Source organism: Thermomonas sp., from assembly GCF_019104945.1.
Taxonomy (GTDB): domain Bacteria; phylum Pseudomonadota; class Gammaproteobacteria; order Xanthomonadales; family Xanthomonadaceae; genus Thermomonas.
Genome location: NZ_JAHRWW010000017.1, coordinates 58017 through 74073 on the forward strand (window position 1 = coordinate 58017; position 16057 = coordinate 74073).

Genomic DNA, 16057 nt, shown 5'->3' on the forward strand with positions numbered 1-16057 from the left:
TGGGTGAACCTCCACTCAGCTGCTTTTACGCACTCGTAAATACCATTCACACAGTAGCCGCACCTGCTTGGATGTATAGCCTTTGGCGACCATGCGCGTGACAAAATCTTCGTGCTTGCGCGCGTCTTCTGCGCTGGCTTTGGCGTTGAAGCTAATCACCGGGAGCAGTTCTTCGGTATTGGAGAACATCTTCTTCTCAACGATCGCGCGCATTTTTTCGTAGCTCGTCCATGCCGGGTTCTTGCCTTGGTTGTTGGCGCGTGCGCGCAGTACGAAGTTGACGATCTCATTGCGGAAGTCTTTCGGGTTGGCAATGCCCGCGGGCTTTTCAATTTTCTCTAGCTCGGCATTGAGCGCGCTACGATCAAACACTTCGCCGGTATCGGTGTCGCGGTACTCGCTGTCTTGAATCCAGTAGTCGGCGTAGGTGACATAGCGGTCAAAAATATTTTGCCCGTATTCGCTATAGCTCTCTAAATAAGCCGTTTGAATTTCTTTGCCAATGAATTCTGCGTAGCGCGGTGAAAGGTATTCTTTGATGTAGCCTGTGTACTTGGTTTCAAGTTCAGCAGGGAACTGCTCACGCTGAATTTGCTGCTCTAAAACGTACATCAAATGCACGGGGTTAGCCGCTACTTCAGTGCTGTCGTAGTTAAACACTTTGGAGAGAATTTTGAAGGCAAAGCGCGTTGAAACGCCGCTCATGCCTTCATCCACGCCTGCGTAGTCGCGATATTCCTGATAGCTCTTGGCGCGCGGGTCGGTGTCTTTGAGGGTCTTGCCGTCGTAAACCTCCATCTTGCTGAAGATGCTGGAGTTCTCTGGGTCTTTCAGGCGGGTAAGCACGGAGAAGCGGGCCATCATCTTCAGTGTGCCGGGGGCGCAGATCGTTTGTGAAAGTGACGACTCACGGATGAGTTTTTCGTAAATTTTGACCTCTTCAGATACGCGCAGGCAGTACGGTACTTTGACGATGTAGATACGGTCGAGGAAGGCTTCGTTATTACGGTTATTGCGAAATGCCGTCCACTCGCTTTCGTTGCTATGTGCCAGCACGATGCCATCAAACGGAATGGCGCCGAAGCCTTCGGTGCCTTTGTAATTGCCTTCCTGAGTGGCAGTAAGAAGTGGGTGCAGCACCTTGATGGGCGCTTTGAACATTTCCACAAATTCAAGCAGACCTTGGTTGGCTAGGCACAAACCACCCGAGTAGCTATAAGCATCGCTATCGTCTTGCGAGTAGTTTTCCAGTTTTCGAATATCTACCTTGCCAACGAGGCTGGAGATGTCTTGGTTGTTCTCATCACCCGGTTCGGTTTTGGCAATCGCAATTTGCTGCAGAATGCTGGGGTAGCGTTTCACCACGCGGAACTTGCGGATATCACCACCGAACTCTTGTAGCCGCTTCACCGCCCAAGGCGATAGCACGCGCTGCAGATAGCGGCGCGGAATGCCGAACTGTTCTTCCAGTGCGGGGCCGTCTTCGGTAGGGTCGAATAACCCCAGTGGCGACTCATTCACTGGCGAGTCTTTCAGCGCATAGAACGGCACCTTCTGCATCAGATATTTCAGCCGATCGGCAATCGAACTCTTGCCTCCGCCTACCGGCCCCAGCAAATACAGCACCTGCTTGCGCTCTTCCAGCCCCTGCGCCGCGTGGCGGAAATAGCTCACCACTTGTTCGATGGCATCTTCCATGCCGTAAAACTCAGAAAACGCGGGATAGCGACGAATCACCTTATTGGCAAATAGCCGCGAAAGCTGCGGGTCGTCGCGGGTATCCACCATCTCGGGTTCGCCAATGGCGTGCAGCATGCGTTCGGATGCTATGGCGTAGGCGGTGGGGTCGGTTTTGCACAGGGCGAGGTAGTCGTCGATCGACATTTCTTCCTCGCGGCCTTGAGAATAGCGTGCGGCGAGGCGACTGATGACATCCATAATTCCTCCGATGATGGTGAGCCAACGGGGCGGGATGGAACATGCAGCGTGCGATTGCGTTGCGCTTTTACTCTAGCCGGTTGTGGTTTTCAGAGTGTGAACGGCGCGCTAGCAGAGGGCATATCCAAATGGCATATGGGTGCAACGATGGTTTCCACCCACGGCCTGCTGCATTAGGCCTTAGCCAATTAAACTAGAGCGATGTCTGCACATCCTTCTATTTCTTTCCGCCGCCTTGCGTTTTTATTGGGCGGCTTGGCCATGTTTGGCCCGTTTTCTATCGATACCATCTTCCCCGCGTTTCCAGCGATTGGTGCGCAGATGGGGGCCGATAAGGTAGCGATGCAGCAGACCATCAGCGTCTATCTTCTGGCCTATGCGGGTATGAGTCTGTTCCATGGGCCGCTGTCGGACGCGCTGGGGCGGCGTAAAGTTATTTTGACCGGGTTGTCGGTGTTTACACTGGCCTCAATCGGCTGTGCGCTTTCTACTTCGCTCACCCAGTTGCTGCTGTTTCGCGCATTGCAGGGTATCAGTGCTGGCGTTGGGCTGATCGTGGGGCGTGCGGTGATCCGCGATGTGCTGCACGGTGACGATGCGCAGCGCTTGATGGGCCAAGTGTCGATGATTTTTGGTGTAGCGCCTGCGGTTGCACCGATTTTGGGCGGTTGGTTGCTGGGCTGGACGCATTGGCCCGCGATTTTCTGGTTTCTCGCGCTGTTTGCCGTGGTGCTGATTGTTACGGTGTGGCGCGCGTTGCCGGAAACCCATCCTCCCGCGGTACGGCTTGCCTTGCAGCCAGCCAGCTTGGCGCGCAACTACTTTGGAATTTTAGGCAATGCGCGCTTTTTGCGCCTGTCGGCTGCGGCCGCGCTGAATTTTGGTGCGCTGTTTTTGTACATTTCTTCGGCACCCGCGTTTATTTTGGATCGGCTGCAGCTGGGCGAACAGCAGTTTGGCTGGTTCTTCGTCCCCATGATTAGCGGCATGATGCTGGGGGCGTATGTGTCTGGGAAGGCCGCCGGAAAAATAAGCGGAGCACGCCTTGCCAATATCGGGTTTGCCTGCTGTGGTGCGGCGGTGGCGCTGAACATCGGCTACAACCTATGGGTGGATGTGCCCAGCGTGCCGTGGGCAGTATTGCCGATGAGCCTCAATGCGTTTGGGATTGCGCTGGCGTTTCCCATCATCACACTGGCGATTTTGGATATGTATCCGCACCAGCGCGGCGGCGCGTCTTCGATGCAGGCATTTATCGGCCTGTTGGCCAATGCGGTGATCGCAGGTGTGCTGTCGCCACTGCTCAGCGATACGGTGATGCACCTTGCACTGGGTGCGGCGCTATTTGCGCTAGCAGGCTGGGGTTTTTGGTGGTGGGAATCGCACGCGTCAAAGCGCGCTATTCGCGTGCCGAAAGAACCCGCCGCATTGGAGCCTACTGAGGTCTAGTGCGGCGCATCCACGCATAGATGGGTAGCCCCGCCAGAAGTAAAACGCCGCCCCATAGCAGGGCCTCGTGGCCGGTGCCGATCAAGGCATAGCCGCTGTAGAGCAGGGCGAAGAAGGCGGCCACGCGGCTTAGGCCACGGCCGCGCAGCAGCCACGCGGCGCTGCCTGCAAAGTACGGCAGTAGGGTGGCGGCAGCGGACAGCAACACAGAAAAGGTAAACAGCGACACCAGCGAGCGGCTGAAGTTGGACAGTACCAGCACGGTGGTCAGCAGGCTGCTGATGAGGATGCCAAATACCGGCGTGCCACCACGGTTACGCTTGGCGAATGCGGCGGGCATTAGCCGGTCGCTAGCGGCGGCGTAGGGGATCTGTGCGGAGATCAGCACCCAGCCATTGAGTGCACCAAGGCAGGAGATCGTGGCGGCGATCGCAACCCCCAGCCCTGCGGCGTTGCCCCACAGCAGACGCGCCGCGTCGATCATCGGTGCGCTGGAGGTTTTGAGTTGCTCCATCGGAACAACGCCCAGCACAGCAGTAACAGCTACCACGGTAGCAATGCCTGCCAGCAGCGTGCCCAGCACGGTGGCGCGCGGAATGGTGCGCTCTGCGTCGTGGATCGCGCCAGCAGGCACGGTGGCGGCCTCCAGCCCAATCAGTGCCCACAGCGCTAGCGCCACGCTGGCATTGATGGCCGACGGTAGCGATTCGCCGCTAGGGTTGAAGGGGGTAAAGTGCTTGGCATCGAAATACCAAATCGCGATCCCCGCAAACAGTACCAACGGTACGAATTTCAATACCGTCAGTAATAGTTGTAGGCGCCCGGCTTCGCGCATGCCAATTAGGTTGATGCCTGCACACACCCAAAGTGCAGCTAGGGCGCAGGTTCCCGCGCGTAATGGCGTGGCGGTGAGTTCTGGGAAAATGGCGCCGAGACTACCAGCAAAGGCCACGGCAATAGCGGCGTTGGCGCACCAGGTTGAGATCCAATAGCTCCACGCCACTAAAAAGCCCGGCAGTTCGCCAAAGGCTTTGTGTGCGAAGACATACGGGCCGCCGGTGTGCGGCCAGCGCATGGCGAGCTTGGCGAATACCAGCGAGAGCGCGAGTGCACCGCCTAGGGTGATGGCCCAACCAATAAGGCTCACGCCACCGTAAGGGGCCAGTGCAGAGGGAAGCAGAAATACGCCGCTGCCGATCATGCTGCCCACCACCAGTGCGGTGGCCGACCACAGACCGAGTGGTTTTTCTGTGGATGTGCTCGAAGATGAGGCGGCTGGCGATAACGGCGAAGTATTCATTGCCCGTGCATTTTGAACGAAAAAGGAAGGCCGACTTGCGCCGGCCTTCGCGTGAACCTAGTTGCGTTCAGGTTATTGATTGGTGGCCGCCGCCGACCAACCGCAGGTTTGTCCTGCATTTTGCTGTTTCAGCCAGTCTTGCAGCGGCGCGAAGTATTCCAGCAGGGCGGTAGCATCCATATGTTCGGTGCCGGTGAGTTCCTTCAGCGTCTTAGGCCAAGGCTGGCTGGCGCCCTTGGAAAGCATGGCCCAGTATTTTTCACCGGCCTGCTTATTGCCGTAGAAGCTGCATTCGTACAACGGCCCGGTGTAGCCGGACGCATCGCATAGCGCTTTATAGAACTGGAATTGCAGGATGTTGGCGAAGAAGTAGCGGGTGTACGGCGTGTTGGCGGGGACATGGTATTTCGCGCCCGGGTCGAAGAACTCTTCACCGCGTGGGGTGGCCGGTGCCACGCCTTGGTACTGCGCCTTCAGCGCCCACCAAGCTTTGTTGTAGCTATCAGGCTTGATCGAGCCGTCGAACACGCCCCAGCGCCAGCGGTCGATCATTAGGCCAAACGGAAGGAAGGCCACTTTGGTGAGCGCCATGCGCATTTGTGCGTTGAGTAGCGCTTCTTTACTTTGCGCGGGTGCGTCCACGAGGCCCACCGAGGCCATGTAGTTGGGCGTCATCGCCAGCACGATGGTGTCGCCAATGGCTTCATGGAAGCCGTCGTGTGCGCCATTTTGGAAAATGGGTGGCTGCTTGTTATAAGCCAAGTCGTAATAAAGGTGGCCCAGCTCGTGATAGATCGTGGTGAGCTCTTCTTCGGTGGGCGTAATGCACATCTTGGTGCGCACATCGCCTGCCATATTCATGTCCCATGCACTGGCGTGGCACATCACCTCGCGGTCTAGCGGTTTGATGATTTGCGATTTTTCCCAATAGCTTTCCGGCAGTTTTGGCATGCCCAGTGAGACGTAGAAGTCTTGCGCGCGCTCGGTCATGGCTTTGGCCGTGGCGAGCTCGGCCGCGCGCTGGGCCATAAATGCGCGTTCGGCGGCGCTGCCTTTGCCGCTGGATGGCTTGCCCAATTCACGTGCTAAGTCTGCTGCGGCCATGCGCTGCAGCGCAGCGTTGACGTTCAGCGCGCCTGCATTTTTATACGGCGCGAGCAGGTCCCATAAATTGCTCCAGTCTTGCTGCCAGAGGTTGCCCATCAAATGCGCGGGAAGCATGCCGCCTGCCACTTCACCCTTGTCTTTGCCGTAGGTGGCATCAAGCTGGGTGCGCGCATAACAGTGCAGCTGTTCGTACAACGGTTTGACTTGGCTCCATAAGCGGTCGCTCTCTTTGGCCATGTCTGCCGGTGGCATGTCGTAACCAGAGCGCCACATTTCACCTGCGTCGGCAAAGCCCATTTCTTTGGCGCCGGTGTTCACCAGTTCGGCAAAGCGGGTGTAATCCTTGCGCATCGGCGTGCTGATGCTGTGCCAACCCTGCCATGCGTCGAGCTGTTCATCGTAATTGCGGCTCTTGGCCAGTACGTCGCTAAGCTGGCCGATATTGCTGCAATGCTTGTTCGCACCCTCGCCGACGCAATAGCTGCCAGCGCCGTACATGCCCTCCATGCGGGTGGCAATTTGGGTGAGTTCTTCCAACTGCTTGGGGTCTTTCGGCGCGGGCATCGCCGTCCAGAGCTTGAGCAGATGCAGCGCGCGCGCGGTATCGGGCGACATCGGCTTGCCTTCAAACTGTTTGGCTTGCTCGATCCATACGTTGAGCTGGGTTAGCCAGCGCTCATTGGCTTTCGAGGCGATGAGTTCGCTATCGCTATTGATATAAGTATTGGAAAGCCATTGCGCCGAATTGAGTTCGGTGCTGAGTTTGCGCACTTCTTCATTGACGCGCGCGACAAATTGCTCCGCGGTTTCGTTGCCCTGCGCCTGCGGTGCGGTCGTGGCAGCAGGCGCAGGGGTGTCGCGTTTACAGGCGGAAAGGCTAAGCGTGCCGATGACGGCGAGAGCAAGCAAGGCGGGGCGCAGCTTCACGGCAGGATCCTTATCGACACGAAAGCTGCAAGGCTAGCAGAAAATGACATTGCATCTTGGGCATGGATTGGCCGCGCTGCGTGGGTGTGCTCCAATAGAGCGATGCGTTTTGTTGCCGAACCCGCTTTTGTTTTGCACGCCCGGCCGTGGCGTGAAACCAGCCTATTGGTGGAAGTATTGAGTGCGGAATTTGGCCGTGTCGGGCTTGTGGCGCGCGGGGTACAAGGGGTCAAAAAGCACGTGCTGCGCGCGGCGCTGCAGCCGTTGCAATCTATTCGTTTCGATGCGGTACAAAAGGGTGAGCTGGCGCAGTTGCAGGGGGCCGAGGCCATCGACGCAGCACCGCTTCTGCAGGGTGATGCAGCGCTGGCGAGCTTTTATATCAACGAACTATGCCTGCGTTTGGCGCCTCGCCAAGTGCCGCAGCCGGAGTTATACGCGGCCTATGCGCAGGTGCGTGAGCGTCTGCGCACGGGAGCGCTATTGGCGTGGACGCTGCGCCGCTTTGAGCGCGACCTGCTCGACGCATTGGGCGTGGGGCTGGAGTTTGCGCAAGAGGGGGAAGGTGATGCCATTGACCCAGCCGCGCGCTACCGGCTAGACCCAGAATACGGGCCGCGCCGGTTGCTGAGCACGCGCGATGGGGATTATCGAAGTGCGGCAACCGGCCGTGCGTTGTTGGCGCTGGCCGACGATGTACTGCCGCAAAGTGATGACCTTTCCAGCCTGCGCCTACCGATGCGACATGTACTGTTACATCACCTCGGTGGGCGCGGGCTGAAGTCGTGGGAGATGCTCGGTGAGCTGGGGCGGCTTACGGCCGCGCCCGCACCGGAAACGTGACGTTGCATAGGTCGATATGGCCCGGCGGTTCGGTATAAAAATCGTCTTTGCGATTGCGGCGGGCTTCGGTGGCGTCGATAAACGCCTGGCTATCGGTGCGGAGCAGTTGTAGCGGCGTGCGCTGGGCTTCTGGGACGTCGCTGGCGAGTTTGATCGAGACAATGGGCGTGCGCAGTGACGGGTCTGTGTAGAAGCCCATCGGAGCGGGGCCGCGCGGGATCACACTGAGCAGTTCCATACCCTGCACCACGCGGCCAACCACGGTGAGCTGGTGATCGAGTGCGCGTGGCGACTGACCGGTGACAACATAGAGTTCGGCGCCAATACTGCTATCTGGCGCATTATTGCGGCCTGCACCAAGCGTGCCGTAGCAGTGCGCCATCCATAGTTTGCCGGTTTTAGGGTTGCGCCCCACCGGGAAACCATCGACAAAACCCACCTGCGGGGCCCAGCCGTCCACGTCGGGCAGACGGTCAAACTTCACCCCTTTGTCGCTACGGGTGAACTCAGCCGGAAGATGGGTTTGCGTGCCTGCCGGATAGGGTTTGGCTTTGCCTGCCTCTTCGCCATCGGGGTCGCCAAATTGCACCACGAAATTGTCTTGCGAACGGTAGATATTCAGGCCGTCCCAGAAACCGCCTTTGGCCATCGTGAGAATATTGGCGACGTGTTTCGGCGCGAAATTGGGCGCAAGTTCAATAATCACACGGCCGCTTGCCAGCTCCATGTACAGCGTATTGGCAGGATCGAGGTCACGCCACGCACTGCTGGGCGCGGCATTGATGATCTCTTGTGCTGTTTTGGGCTTGGGTGGTTGCTGCGCTTCTTGCGCGTGAGCCGCCATCAGCAGCGATGTGGAGAGGGCGGCAGCAAGTAGAGCAATACGCATGGGCAGCAGTCCGTTGGGAGAGCCGCCAGCATAGCGTTACTTGTGGGAATGGTCAGCAATGAAGCTGCGCACCTTTGGGTACACCTCGGTGCGCCAGCGGCGACCACTGAAGATACCGTAATGCCCGGCGCCCTTGGCGGTGAGGTGCTTGCGGTGCTTCGCCGGAATGCCGGTACATAGATCGTGCGCGGCGCGGGTCTGCCCTTGGCCTGCAATATCATCCAGCTCACCTTCGATGGTCATGAGCGCGCAGTCGCTGATTTTTGACGGATCGACGCGCTCACCGGCCACATCCCACAGCCCGCGTGGGAGTAGATGTTCTTGAAACACGATGCGGATCGTATCGAGATAAAACTCGGCGGGCATGTCCAGTACCGCGTTGTATTCATCGTAAAACTTGCGATGCGATGCGGCTGAACTCATGTCACCTTTGACTAGGTCTTGATAGAAGTCCCAGTGCGACATGCTGTGCCGCTCTGGGTTCATCGCCACAAAGCCCATGTGCTGCAAGAAGCCCGGATACACGCTGCGCCCCGCGCCTGGATAGTTGGCGGGAACGGTGTGGATGACGTTGTTTTCAAACCACCACAATGGCTGACGGGTGGCGAGGTTATTGACCGCAGTTGGCGATTGCCGTGTGTCGATGGGGCCGCCCATCATCACCATCGAGCGCGGCACCGACTCGCCGCGTGCGGCCATCAGTGATATGGCCGCCAGTACCGGTACGGTGGGTTGGCAGACGCTGATGATGTGCAGATTATCGGTGCCGATATGGCGGATGAATTCCTGCACATAGGCGATGTAATCGTCGAGGTGGAACGGGCCGCTGCTGGCGGAAACCATGCGCGCGTCGGTCCAGTCGGTGATATAGACCTTGTGATCCACCAGCAGCGTGCGCACAGTGTCGCGCAGCAGGGTAGCGTGGTGGCCAGAGAGTGGCGCAACAACCAGTACGACGGGGTCATCCTTCATGCGCGCCAAGCCATCGGCTTGGTCGTGATAGCGCTTGAAGCGCACCAGCCGCGCAAATGGTTTTTCTAAAACCACGCGTTCAACCACAGGAATGGACAGGCCTTCCACGTCGATTTGGTGAATCTCGAACGCGGGTTTCTCGTATTCCTTGCCCAAACGGTAAAACAGCTCGTAGCCTGCGGCGGTGCGCTGTGCGCCGGGTAGCGTGGACAGCCAGCTATCGTGCGAGGAAAACATTTTCGCGCCAGCGTCGGCCCAATAGGTAAACGGGGCAAGGCCTGCGCGCCAGAATTCGTGCAGTTGGTACAGCAGCATCAATGGGTGACCTAGGAGTTACTGCATTGCAGCATAACGCATTGGTGCGATGAAACCGTGACAAAACGCCCGATTTACAGCATTCAACCCGGTAGCTCCATGGCGGCGGCGTGCGGCACAAGCTGGGGCGAGAGCCAGCAGTGCGAGCCTAAGGCGCGCAATCCGGTGGCGTGCAGGCGCTTGCGATAAAAATCGGCGTGGCGCTGTTTGAAATCCGCTTGATCGCCCTCAGCACCGTCGCCACGGGTGAACATTTCGATAAATGCAACACCGCCGCAAAGCTCGGCGAGTGCAGGCAGGCCACGGTCGAGTTCGCGCGTTTCAAGATAGTGCAGCACATCGCTACAGATCAGAAGATCCACAGGCGCGCAGGGGCGCAGGTGCTGGAAATCAGCGAAGTGGGCAAAGTGCAGATTGCGCGTGTGGCCATAACGGGTGATGGCGTAGTCGCTGCTGTCAAAACCGAGATAGCTGATGTTCGGGCGCAGTTTAAGCAGTGGCGCGCGCCACGCGCCCTCACCGCAGCCGATGTCCAGCACCGTGCGGATGGGGCGCTCCAAATGGTATTCTGTAGTGGCAACGGCCAGCGCTACCTTGCGCGCCAGCCGCGCAGCGTGGCCAATTCCGCCGCGCCGATACCAACGATCAAAATATTGACGGTCGTAAATTTTATTCATCATGGCATCCTAGAGGCCCGTCGATCTATTTGCGAATTTCGCTATGGCCTATCTTTTATTCAAAACGTTGCATATCGTGTTTGTGATTGCGTGGATGGCCGCGGTGTTTTATCTGCCGCGCATCTTGGTCAATCTTGCTGAAGTGGGCGATGCCCCCGACGTGCGTGCGCGCTTGATGCTGATGGGGCGGCGCTTGTATCGGTTTGGTCACGTTATGTTTGGCATCGCGTTTGTGTTGGGGCTCACGCTGTGGCTAGGTTACCGTGTGCTGCCCGATTTCCCCACCATGGTCGGCGTGGGCACGTACTGGATGCATTTGAAGCTGCTGTTGGTGGCCATGCTGTTCGCGTTTTATATCGTGACCGGGCGCAAGCTCAAAGGGGTGGATAAGGGGCGCACGCTGCCATCGGCGACATGGCTGCGCTGGTTCAACGAGCTGCCGCTGCCGCTGCTGGTCATGATCGTGTGGTTAGTGCTGGCAAAGCCGTTCTAAAGCACGGCCTCTCTTGGCGCATACCAAGAGAGGCGTGGTAGTTACTTGGCTTTGAACGTGCGAAGGCTAGGTAGTTCTACTGGCACGCCATTGCTATCGCAGTAGCCTTTATCGCAAAGTGCTGCACGTAGTTTCGGCGTGGCCTGCACCACGATGTGATAGATCGCGTTTTGCTCTAGCGAGCCGCGCACCGCGCTGCTGCCGGGGCCGCGCGCCCAAATGCCCACATCATCGCCGCCGTGAGTTTCACCGGCCATTGGAATCAAGGCTTCTTGCATATAGTTCGGGTCGGTGGTGTCCACGTCGGTGAGGTCGGGGCGGCCGTTGGCAGGTTCTAGCAGTTTCTTTGGCCAATGCGGGTAATGCTTGGGGCCAGCAGGCTGTTGGTCGGTAGCGCCGGTGGTGCCGGGGCCGGTGGCGTAGAGCAGGGTGGTATAGGGGCGTTTTTGTAGGTCCAGCGTCAGCTTGCCCGCTTGAATACCGTCGAATTCTTCGGCGCCGCGCACCTTGCCTAAAATGGGATTGCCGCGCCCCGGATAACCCACAAAATTGAGTGTATGTGCGTGGTCGGCGGTGACAATAATGAGCGTGTCGTCGGCAGAAGTGGCCTGCGCGGCAGCGCGCACCGCATCGGAAAATGCCACGGTTTCATTGAGCGCGCGGAAGGCGTTGCCTTCGTGGTGGCCCATGTCGATTTTAGCGCTTTCCACCATCAGCACATAGCCGTTTGCGTTGTGCGACAGGTGCGAAATCGCGGCCAGCGTCATGGCAGTCAAACTGGGCTCGATAGCGCCATTGGCAATGCGATCGTGGTCGTACTGCATATGGTCGCTATTGAACAAGCCAAGCACGTTTGGCGCATTGCTGGCTGCTGCTAGGCTGGCGGCGTCGGTGACGTAGCGCCCCTGTGGGTGGGCTTGCTGCCACGCTGCAATCAAGTCGTGACCGTCGCGGCGTGCGCCGCGCAGCTCGGGCTGCTGTGGGTCGGCTTGGCTATTCAACATAAAGTTTTTGCGGCCACCGCCTAGAACGATAGACGGGCCTTGGCCGTGCGCGGTTGCTTCGATCAGTTGCGTGGCAATGTCTTTGCAGCCTTCAGCAGCGGCTTTGACGGGTAACTTGGCATCGCTTTCCCAGCCACGGTTAGGCACATGCGCGTAGGTGGCGGCAGGGGTGGCGTGGGTGATGCGCGCTGTGCTCACAATGCCAGTGGCAAGGCCCGCGCTATTGGCCAGTTCCAGCCATGTCAGCGCCTGTTTATCGAGGCTGGCAGCGCAATTGTTCTTATCCCCGGCATAAACGCCAATCGAGCCCATATGCGACTTCACGCCGGTGGTAATGGCGGTCATCGTGCCAGCGGAATCGGGCGTCTGCGCGTCGGTGTTATAGGTTTTACTCAGCGCGGTGGCGGGGAAATGCTCCCAGCTTAGCCGGTTTTCTTCGCCACTACCGCCTTTACGTTGACCTTCCAAAATGCGCGCGGCGGCCACCGTAGGCAGGCTCATGCCGTCGCCTAAAAAGACGATGACATTCTTGGCGCGGCCACCCATCGCGCCGCGCTCGGTGGCCTGCGCCGCGCCGCTGCGGTACCACCATGCGGGGGTTTCGCCTTTGGGATGGGCAACGCTGGGGACATCAATATGGATGTCTGCGGACGCCTGCGGGGCTGGTGTCGTGGGCAGGCTGGTGCAAGCCGATAGCGTGAAGGTGAGGGCGGAGGCGAGCAGTGTTTTTGAAGTATGAAATTTAGCCATTGCCACAGTATGCAGGATCATCTCAAAAACAGTATTGCATCTATGACGCTGACGTAGCCGCCGCGCTCCGGTATTGTTTAGCAGGTTTGCCCGGAAAGCTCGCATGTTTGATTGGTGGTTTCGCATAAAATTTTGGAAGCGCGTGGTTCTCGGTTTCGTACTGGGCGCGCTGGCGGGCTGGGCGTTTGGGCCGAAAGCAGAGGTTTGGTTTGGGCCCATCGGTGATCTTTACGTCACCCTGATCATGATGATTGCGGTGCCGCTGGTGTTTTTCGCGGTCATCAATGCTGTTGCCTCGCTGAGTGGGCAAAAATCCATTGCCGAGCTCGCAGGGAAAACCTTCGCGTGGTTTGCCATTACCGCGATTCTGGCGGTGGGCGTGGGGCTGCTGTTTGGCTGGTTAATCAAGCCCGGTAGCGGGGTAGGCGTGCTGCAAGTGGCCTCCGATTACACCCCCAAAGATGTGCCATCAGCGCTCGACATGCTGCTTAATCTGGTGCCATCAAACCCATTCCAAGCCCTCGCCGGGGCGGCTACGCTGAAGCTGGAAGATGGCACCAAGGTGCTGGTGCCGCGCAGCGGAACGGTGCTGCAGGTGATCTTCTTCGCCGGACTGGTAGGGTTTGCCATGGTGAAGCTGGGCGAACGCGTGGCTGGGCTGCGCAAGATCGTGGGCGAAGCCAGCGATGTGATGATTCAGGTCACCCGCTATGTGCTGGAATTCACCCCGTTTGGTACCTTCGGGCTAATTGCCGCACTGGTGGGCGGCTACGGGTTTGAACAGCTGCGCCCATTGCTAAACTTTGTGGTGGCGCTGTATCTGGCCTGCGCGTTCCATATCGTGGTGGTGTATAGCTGCCTGCTACTGGTGCATGGGCTTAACCCGCTGAAATTCTTCCGTGGCGCTGCACCGGGGATGGAAGTGGCCTTTGTGGCCTCCAGCAGCTTTGCCGCGTTGCCGATATCGCTGCGCTGCGCGACCCATAACCTAGGGGTGGATAAAGATTATGCCGCCTTCGCGGTGCCGCTAGGCGCCACGATCAAAATGGACGGGTGTGGGGCCATTTATCCGGCGCTGGCGGCGGTGTTCATTTCGCAATATGCGGGCATTGACCTCACCCTGACCCAATACCTCACAATTGCATTGGCCTCGGTGCTGGGTAGCTTCGGTACGGCGGGTGTACCGGGGACGGCGGTGATCATGGCCACGGTGGTGCTGTCGGCGGCGGGCCTGCCGCTAGAGGCCATTGGCTATTTGTATGCCATCGACCGTGTGCTGGATATGATGCGCACCATGACCAATGTCACCGGGCAAATGCTGGTGCCGGTTTTGGTGGCAAAGGAGTCCGGAATGCTGGATCATGCGATCTATGAGGCAGCGCCAACCAATGTTGGTATGCGTCAAGGGGACTTGGGTGAAGGCGGTTCGTGACCGAATGCGCTTTGCCGAGTATTGTTTAGCGACCACACCTTCAGCGATTGATTATTAGAACGCATGAGCGACGAGGCGATCCCGAACGAGCCGGAAAAAGCTGGGTTAGACGGCTTCTACGACAAGTTTCTTATCCACGATGTGGGTGAGATTCGCCATCATTTGCAGCGTTTGGTGACTGAACGCGGCACGATGACCGTGCACTCTGATGGCAGCACGGATAGTTTGCCGATTCTGCTATTGGAAGTGGCGAAAACGCTGCTGTGGATTGATGTGCCTAACAGTCGGCAGACGCTTGATCAGTGGCTGGCGTCTTCGCAGTTGCATTTTGAAGGAAGCCTAAACAGCGCAGCGATGCGTTTTTCCTGTGGCCCTGCGCAGCTGGCCGATCACGAGAGGCGGCCAGCGCTGAAACTTCCTGCCCCAGCGCGCATCCTCTACATGCAGCGGCGTGAGTTCGTGCGCCGTGAGCCGCCAACGGGCACGCTGTCCTGCCACTTTAAACTGCCTATTGTTGGTGCCATGGACGCCACCATCCGAGATATTGGCGGTGGCGGTCTTGCGATTTTGGCCCTACGCAAAGCCACCCCATTGCTGGTTGGTGATGTGGTGGAGGCATGCCGAATTGATTTACCGGAAATCGGCGAGATCGATGTGAATCTGCTGATCCGCCATATCGTCGATCGCCCGCATCTTGGCACCGACATGATGCAAGCAGGCTGCGAATTTGTGGATTTAAGCCCTACCGTGCAGCGCAAACTGTTTCGCTACTTGATGCAGCTCGATCGTGATCAAATGTCGCATCGACGTTGGGATGAGTAGCGGCTGCTTTATGTACGTCGACGTCAGTCACGCGGATGTTGCAGATCCGTGCGCAGGCGTCGATGAAAGGCGCGAGCGAATTCTAATGCGTTGTCACCGAACGGTGCTAATTGGCGCAGGCTATCTACCTCCAGCGCGTTCACCACGTCGATCGGTGCGTCGCGGAAGCGCTCCAAGTAGAGCTGTTTAAGTAGCACAGTCAGCGTGTTAAGCCGATCCTCGTGGGCGTTGAGGCTGACGATAGGCATGATGGCTCCAGGTTCAGTGGTTGGCGTAGTGTTGAATCACGCGCTTGCATTCGAGCAAGCCGAGATTGGTTTCCAGCTTGTACATCCGTACTGCCTCGAGGATGTTTCCGGTCTGGATCCGCGCCAGCACCTCGTCCGAGGGGCGCGGCAGGTTTTGCGGCGCGTAGGGATCGTCGTCATTGGTCGAAGTGGCTGCCGATCTAGGATCGTGCGCAAGTCCGGGAGCGCTGTCTGCCTTTCTGTTAAGGTGTCGGACGTAGAAGAGCAGCCCGAGCACCAGCGATACGGGAATTAGCACCCCCAGCAGCGCAGGCAACAGAACAAGTAGGCCGTTGATAATTGTGGCGGTGAACATGGCAATGGCTCCGGCAGAATGCGCTCAAATTGTGGCGGCTTCGAAGCTTGGCGTTGCCCACAGATCAGAGATGTGTGGCTTTAGGGGCATTGCTGGTGATCGATTCGCTACCCTTAGGGGTACGCGTGAACGTGTAAGAACCGGACAGCATCGGGCCATCGGGCCGAGATCTGCATCAAACGCTCGTGATGTCCGTCTCATTCGCCGCGCCAGAACTGGCGTTGCGTGCAGACGTGAAAAAGCCCGAAACAAGTTCGGGCTTTTGAATATGGTGGTGTAGTTTAACAGAAAACCAAACCCACATATCAGCAGTCTCTCAGCCCCGGTCGGAAGCCTTGAGACCCTCGCGCGAGTCCGGGGAAGGATTTCGCGCAACCGCACATGCCCATGATTGCAAGTTCAGAGAGGCAGATTGGCACTCGCAGTTGCCACGACTGCCGGGGAATCTCGGGGCCGCAACTTGGCTTTCCTCTCGTTTGTCGCCGTAATGCCCGGCACGAACGACGAAAGGAAATGCCATGCAAACCGAACCCGCC

14 protein-coding genes are annotated in these 16057 nt (G+C 58.3%); 5 read left to right on the top strand and 9 right to left on the bottom strand.

Annotated elements, in window-relative coordinates:
* Positions 1-15 precede the first annotated feature (15 nt).
* Positions 16-1938 carry a PrkA family serine protein kinase gene (locus KUL77_RS05095; protein WP_297144219.1) on the bottom strand — a complete coding sequence of 641 codons (1923 nt, stop codon included), beginning with the start codon at positions 1936-1938 and terminating at the stop codon, positions 16-18.
* Positions 1939-2139: 201 nt separating this feature from the next.
* On the opposite strand from KUL77_RS05095, the gene KUL77_RS05100 reads away from it, so the two are divergent.
* The gene (locus KUL77_RS05100) at positions 2140-3387 is read left to right on the top strand and encodes a multidrug effflux MFS transporter (protein ID WP_297144220.1); all 1248 of its coding nucleotides are present in this window, start codon (positions 2140-2142) and stop codon (positions 3385-3387) included.
* Here the strand turns inward: KUL77_RS05100 and KUL77_RS05105 are convergent.
* Both KUL77_RS05105 and KUL77_RS05110 read right to left on the bottom strand, forming a co-directional pair.
* Complete coding sequence (locus tag KUL77_RS05105; RefSeq protein ID WP_297144221.1) at positions 3374-4687, bottom strand: amino acid permease; 1314 nt, start codon at positions 4685-4687, stop codon at positions 3374-3376. The genes KUL77_RS05100 and KUL77_RS05105 overlap by 14 nt on opposite strands.
* Before the next feature lie 72 nt (positions 4688-4759).
* Entirely contained in the window at positions 4760-6721 is a 1962-nt protein-coding gene (locus KUL77_RS05110; protein WP_297144222.1) for a M2 family metallopeptidase, read from the bottom strand.
* A 102-nt stretch (positions 6722-6823) separates the two neighbouring features.
* Between KUL77_RS05110 and recO the strand changes: the two genes are divergently transcribed.
* On the top strand, positions 6824-7564 hold the full coding sequence (gene recO, locus KUL77_RS05115) for a DNA repair protein RecO (RefSeq protein WP_297144223.1): 741 nt from the start codon (positions 6824-6826) through the stop codon (positions 7562-7564).
* Here the strand turns inward: recO and KUL77_RS05120 are convergent.
* From KUL77_RS05120 to KUL77_RS05130, 3 genes are all read right to left on the bottom strand, one after another.
* Positions 7536-8453, bottom strand: coding sequence for a peptidylprolyl isomerase (locus KUL77_RS05120; RefSeq protein ID WP_297144224.1), 918 nt, complete (start codon positions 8451-8453; stop codon positions 7536-7538). The genes recO and KUL77_RS05120 overlap by 29 nt on opposite strands.
* 36 nt (positions 8454-8489) lie before the next feature.
* Positions 8490-9737, bottom strand: a complete 1248-nt coding sequence (phaZ, locus tag KUL77_RS05125; protein ID WP_297144236.1) for a polyhydroxyalkanoate depolymerase — start codon at positions 9735-9737, stop codon at positions 8490-8492.
* Positions 9738-9823: 86 nt separating this feature from the next.
* Entirely contained in the window at positions 9824-10417 is a 594-nt protein-coding gene (locus tag KUL77_RS05130; protein ID WP_297144237.1) for a class I SAM-dependent methyltransferase, read from the bottom strand.
* Between the two features lie 43 nt (positions 10418-10460).
* Between KUL77_RS05130 and KUL77_RS05135 the strand changes: the two genes are divergently transcribed.
* Entirely contained in the window at positions 10461-10910 is a 450-nt protein-coding gene (locus KUL77_RS05135) for a CopD family protein (RefSeq protein WP_297144225.1), read from the top strand.
* A gap of 41 nt (positions 10911-10951) precedes the next feature.
* Here the strand turns inward: KUL77_RS05135 and KUL77_RS05140 are convergent, their stop codons facing one another.
* Positions 10952-12664, bottom strand: a complete 1713-nt coding sequence (locus tag KUL77_RS05140) for an alkaline phosphatase (RefSeq protein WP_297144226.1) — start codon at positions 12662-12664, stop codon at positions 10952-10954.
* A 103-nt stretch (positions 12665-12767) separates the two neighbouring features.
* On the opposite strand from KUL77_RS05140, the gene KUL77_RS05145 reads away from it, so the two are divergent.
* Together KUL77_RS05145 and KUL77_RS05150 are read left to right on the top strand one after the other, a co-directional pair.
* The gene (locus tag KUL77_RS05145; RefSeq protein WP_297144227.1) at positions 12768-14096 is read left to right on the top strand and encodes a dicarboxylate/amino acid:cation symporter; all 1329 of its coding nucleotides are present in this window, start codon (positions 12768-12770) and stop codon (positions 14094-14096) included.
* Positions 14097-14159: 63 nt separating this feature from the next.
* Positions 14160-14918, top strand: coding sequence for a flagellar brake protein (locus KUL77_RS05150; protein WP_297144228.1), 759 nt, complete (start codon positions 14160-14162; stop codon positions 14916-14918).
* Between the two features lie 23 nt (positions 14919-14941).
* Here the strand turns inward: KUL77_RS05150 and KUL77_RS05155 are convergent, their stop codons facing one another.
* Both KUL77_RS05155 and KUL77_RS05160 read right to left on the bottom strand, forming a co-directional pair.
* A complete protein-coding gene (locus tag KUL77_RS05155) occupies positions 14942-15166 on the bottom strand; it encodes a hypothetical protein (RefSeq protein WP_297144229.1) in 225 nt (74 codons plus the stop codon).
* Between the two features lie 13 nt (positions 15167-15179).
* Entirely contained in the window at positions 15180-15521 is a 342-nt protein-coding gene (locus KUL77_RS05160) for a hypothetical protein (protein ID WP_297144230.1), read from the bottom strand.
* Positions 15522-16057 lie beyond the last annotated feature (536 nt).

Coding starts and splice junctions, on each gene's coding strand:
- KUL77_RS05095 (WP_297144219.1), bottom strand. CDS start 1,938: ATGGATGTCATCAGTCGCCTCGCCGCACGCTATTCTCAAGGCCGCGAG.
- KUL77_RS05100 (WP_297144220.1), top strand. CDS start 2,140: ATGTCTGCACATCCTTCTATTTCTTTCCGCCGCCTTGCGTTTTTATTG.
- KUL77_RS05105 (WP_297144221.1), bottom strand. CDS start 4,687: ATGAATACTTCGCCGTTATCGCCAGCCGCCTCATCTTCGAGCACATCC.
- recO (WP_297144223.1), top strand. CDS start 6,824: ATGCGTTTTGTTGCCGAACCCGCTTTTGTTTTGCACGCCCGGCCGTGG.
- KUL77_RS05120 (WP_297144224.1), bottom strand. CDS start 8,453: ATGCGTATTGCTCTACTTGCTGCCGCCCTCTCCACATCGCTGCTGATG.
- KUL77_RS05130 (WP_297144237.1), bottom strand. CDS start 10,417: ATGAATAAAATTTACGACCGTCAATATTTTGATCGTTGGTATCGGCGC.
- KUL77_RS05135 (WP_297144225.1), top strand. CDS start 10,461: ATGGCCTATCTTTTATTCAAAACGTTGCATATCGTGTTTGTGATTGCG.
- KUL77_RS05140 (WP_297144226.1), bottom strand. CDS start 12,664: ATGGCTAAATTTCATACTTCAAAAACACTGCTCGCCTCCGCCCTCACC.
- KUL77_RS05145 (WP_297144227.1), top strand. CDS start 12,768: ATGTTTGATTGGTGGTTTCGCATAAAATTTTGGAAGCGCGTGGTTCTC.
- KUL77_RS05150 (WP_297144228.1), top strand. CDS start 14,160: ATGAGCGACGAGGCGATCCCGAACGAGCCGGAAAAAGCTGGGTTAGAC.
- KUL77_RS05155 (WP_297144229.1), bottom strand. CDS start 15,166: ATGCCTATCGTCAGCCTCAACGCCCACGAGGATCGGCTTAACACGCTG.
- KUL77_RS05160 (WP_297144230.1), bottom strand. CDS start 15,521: ATGTTCACCGCCACAATTATCAACGGCCTACTTGTTCTGTTGCCTGCG.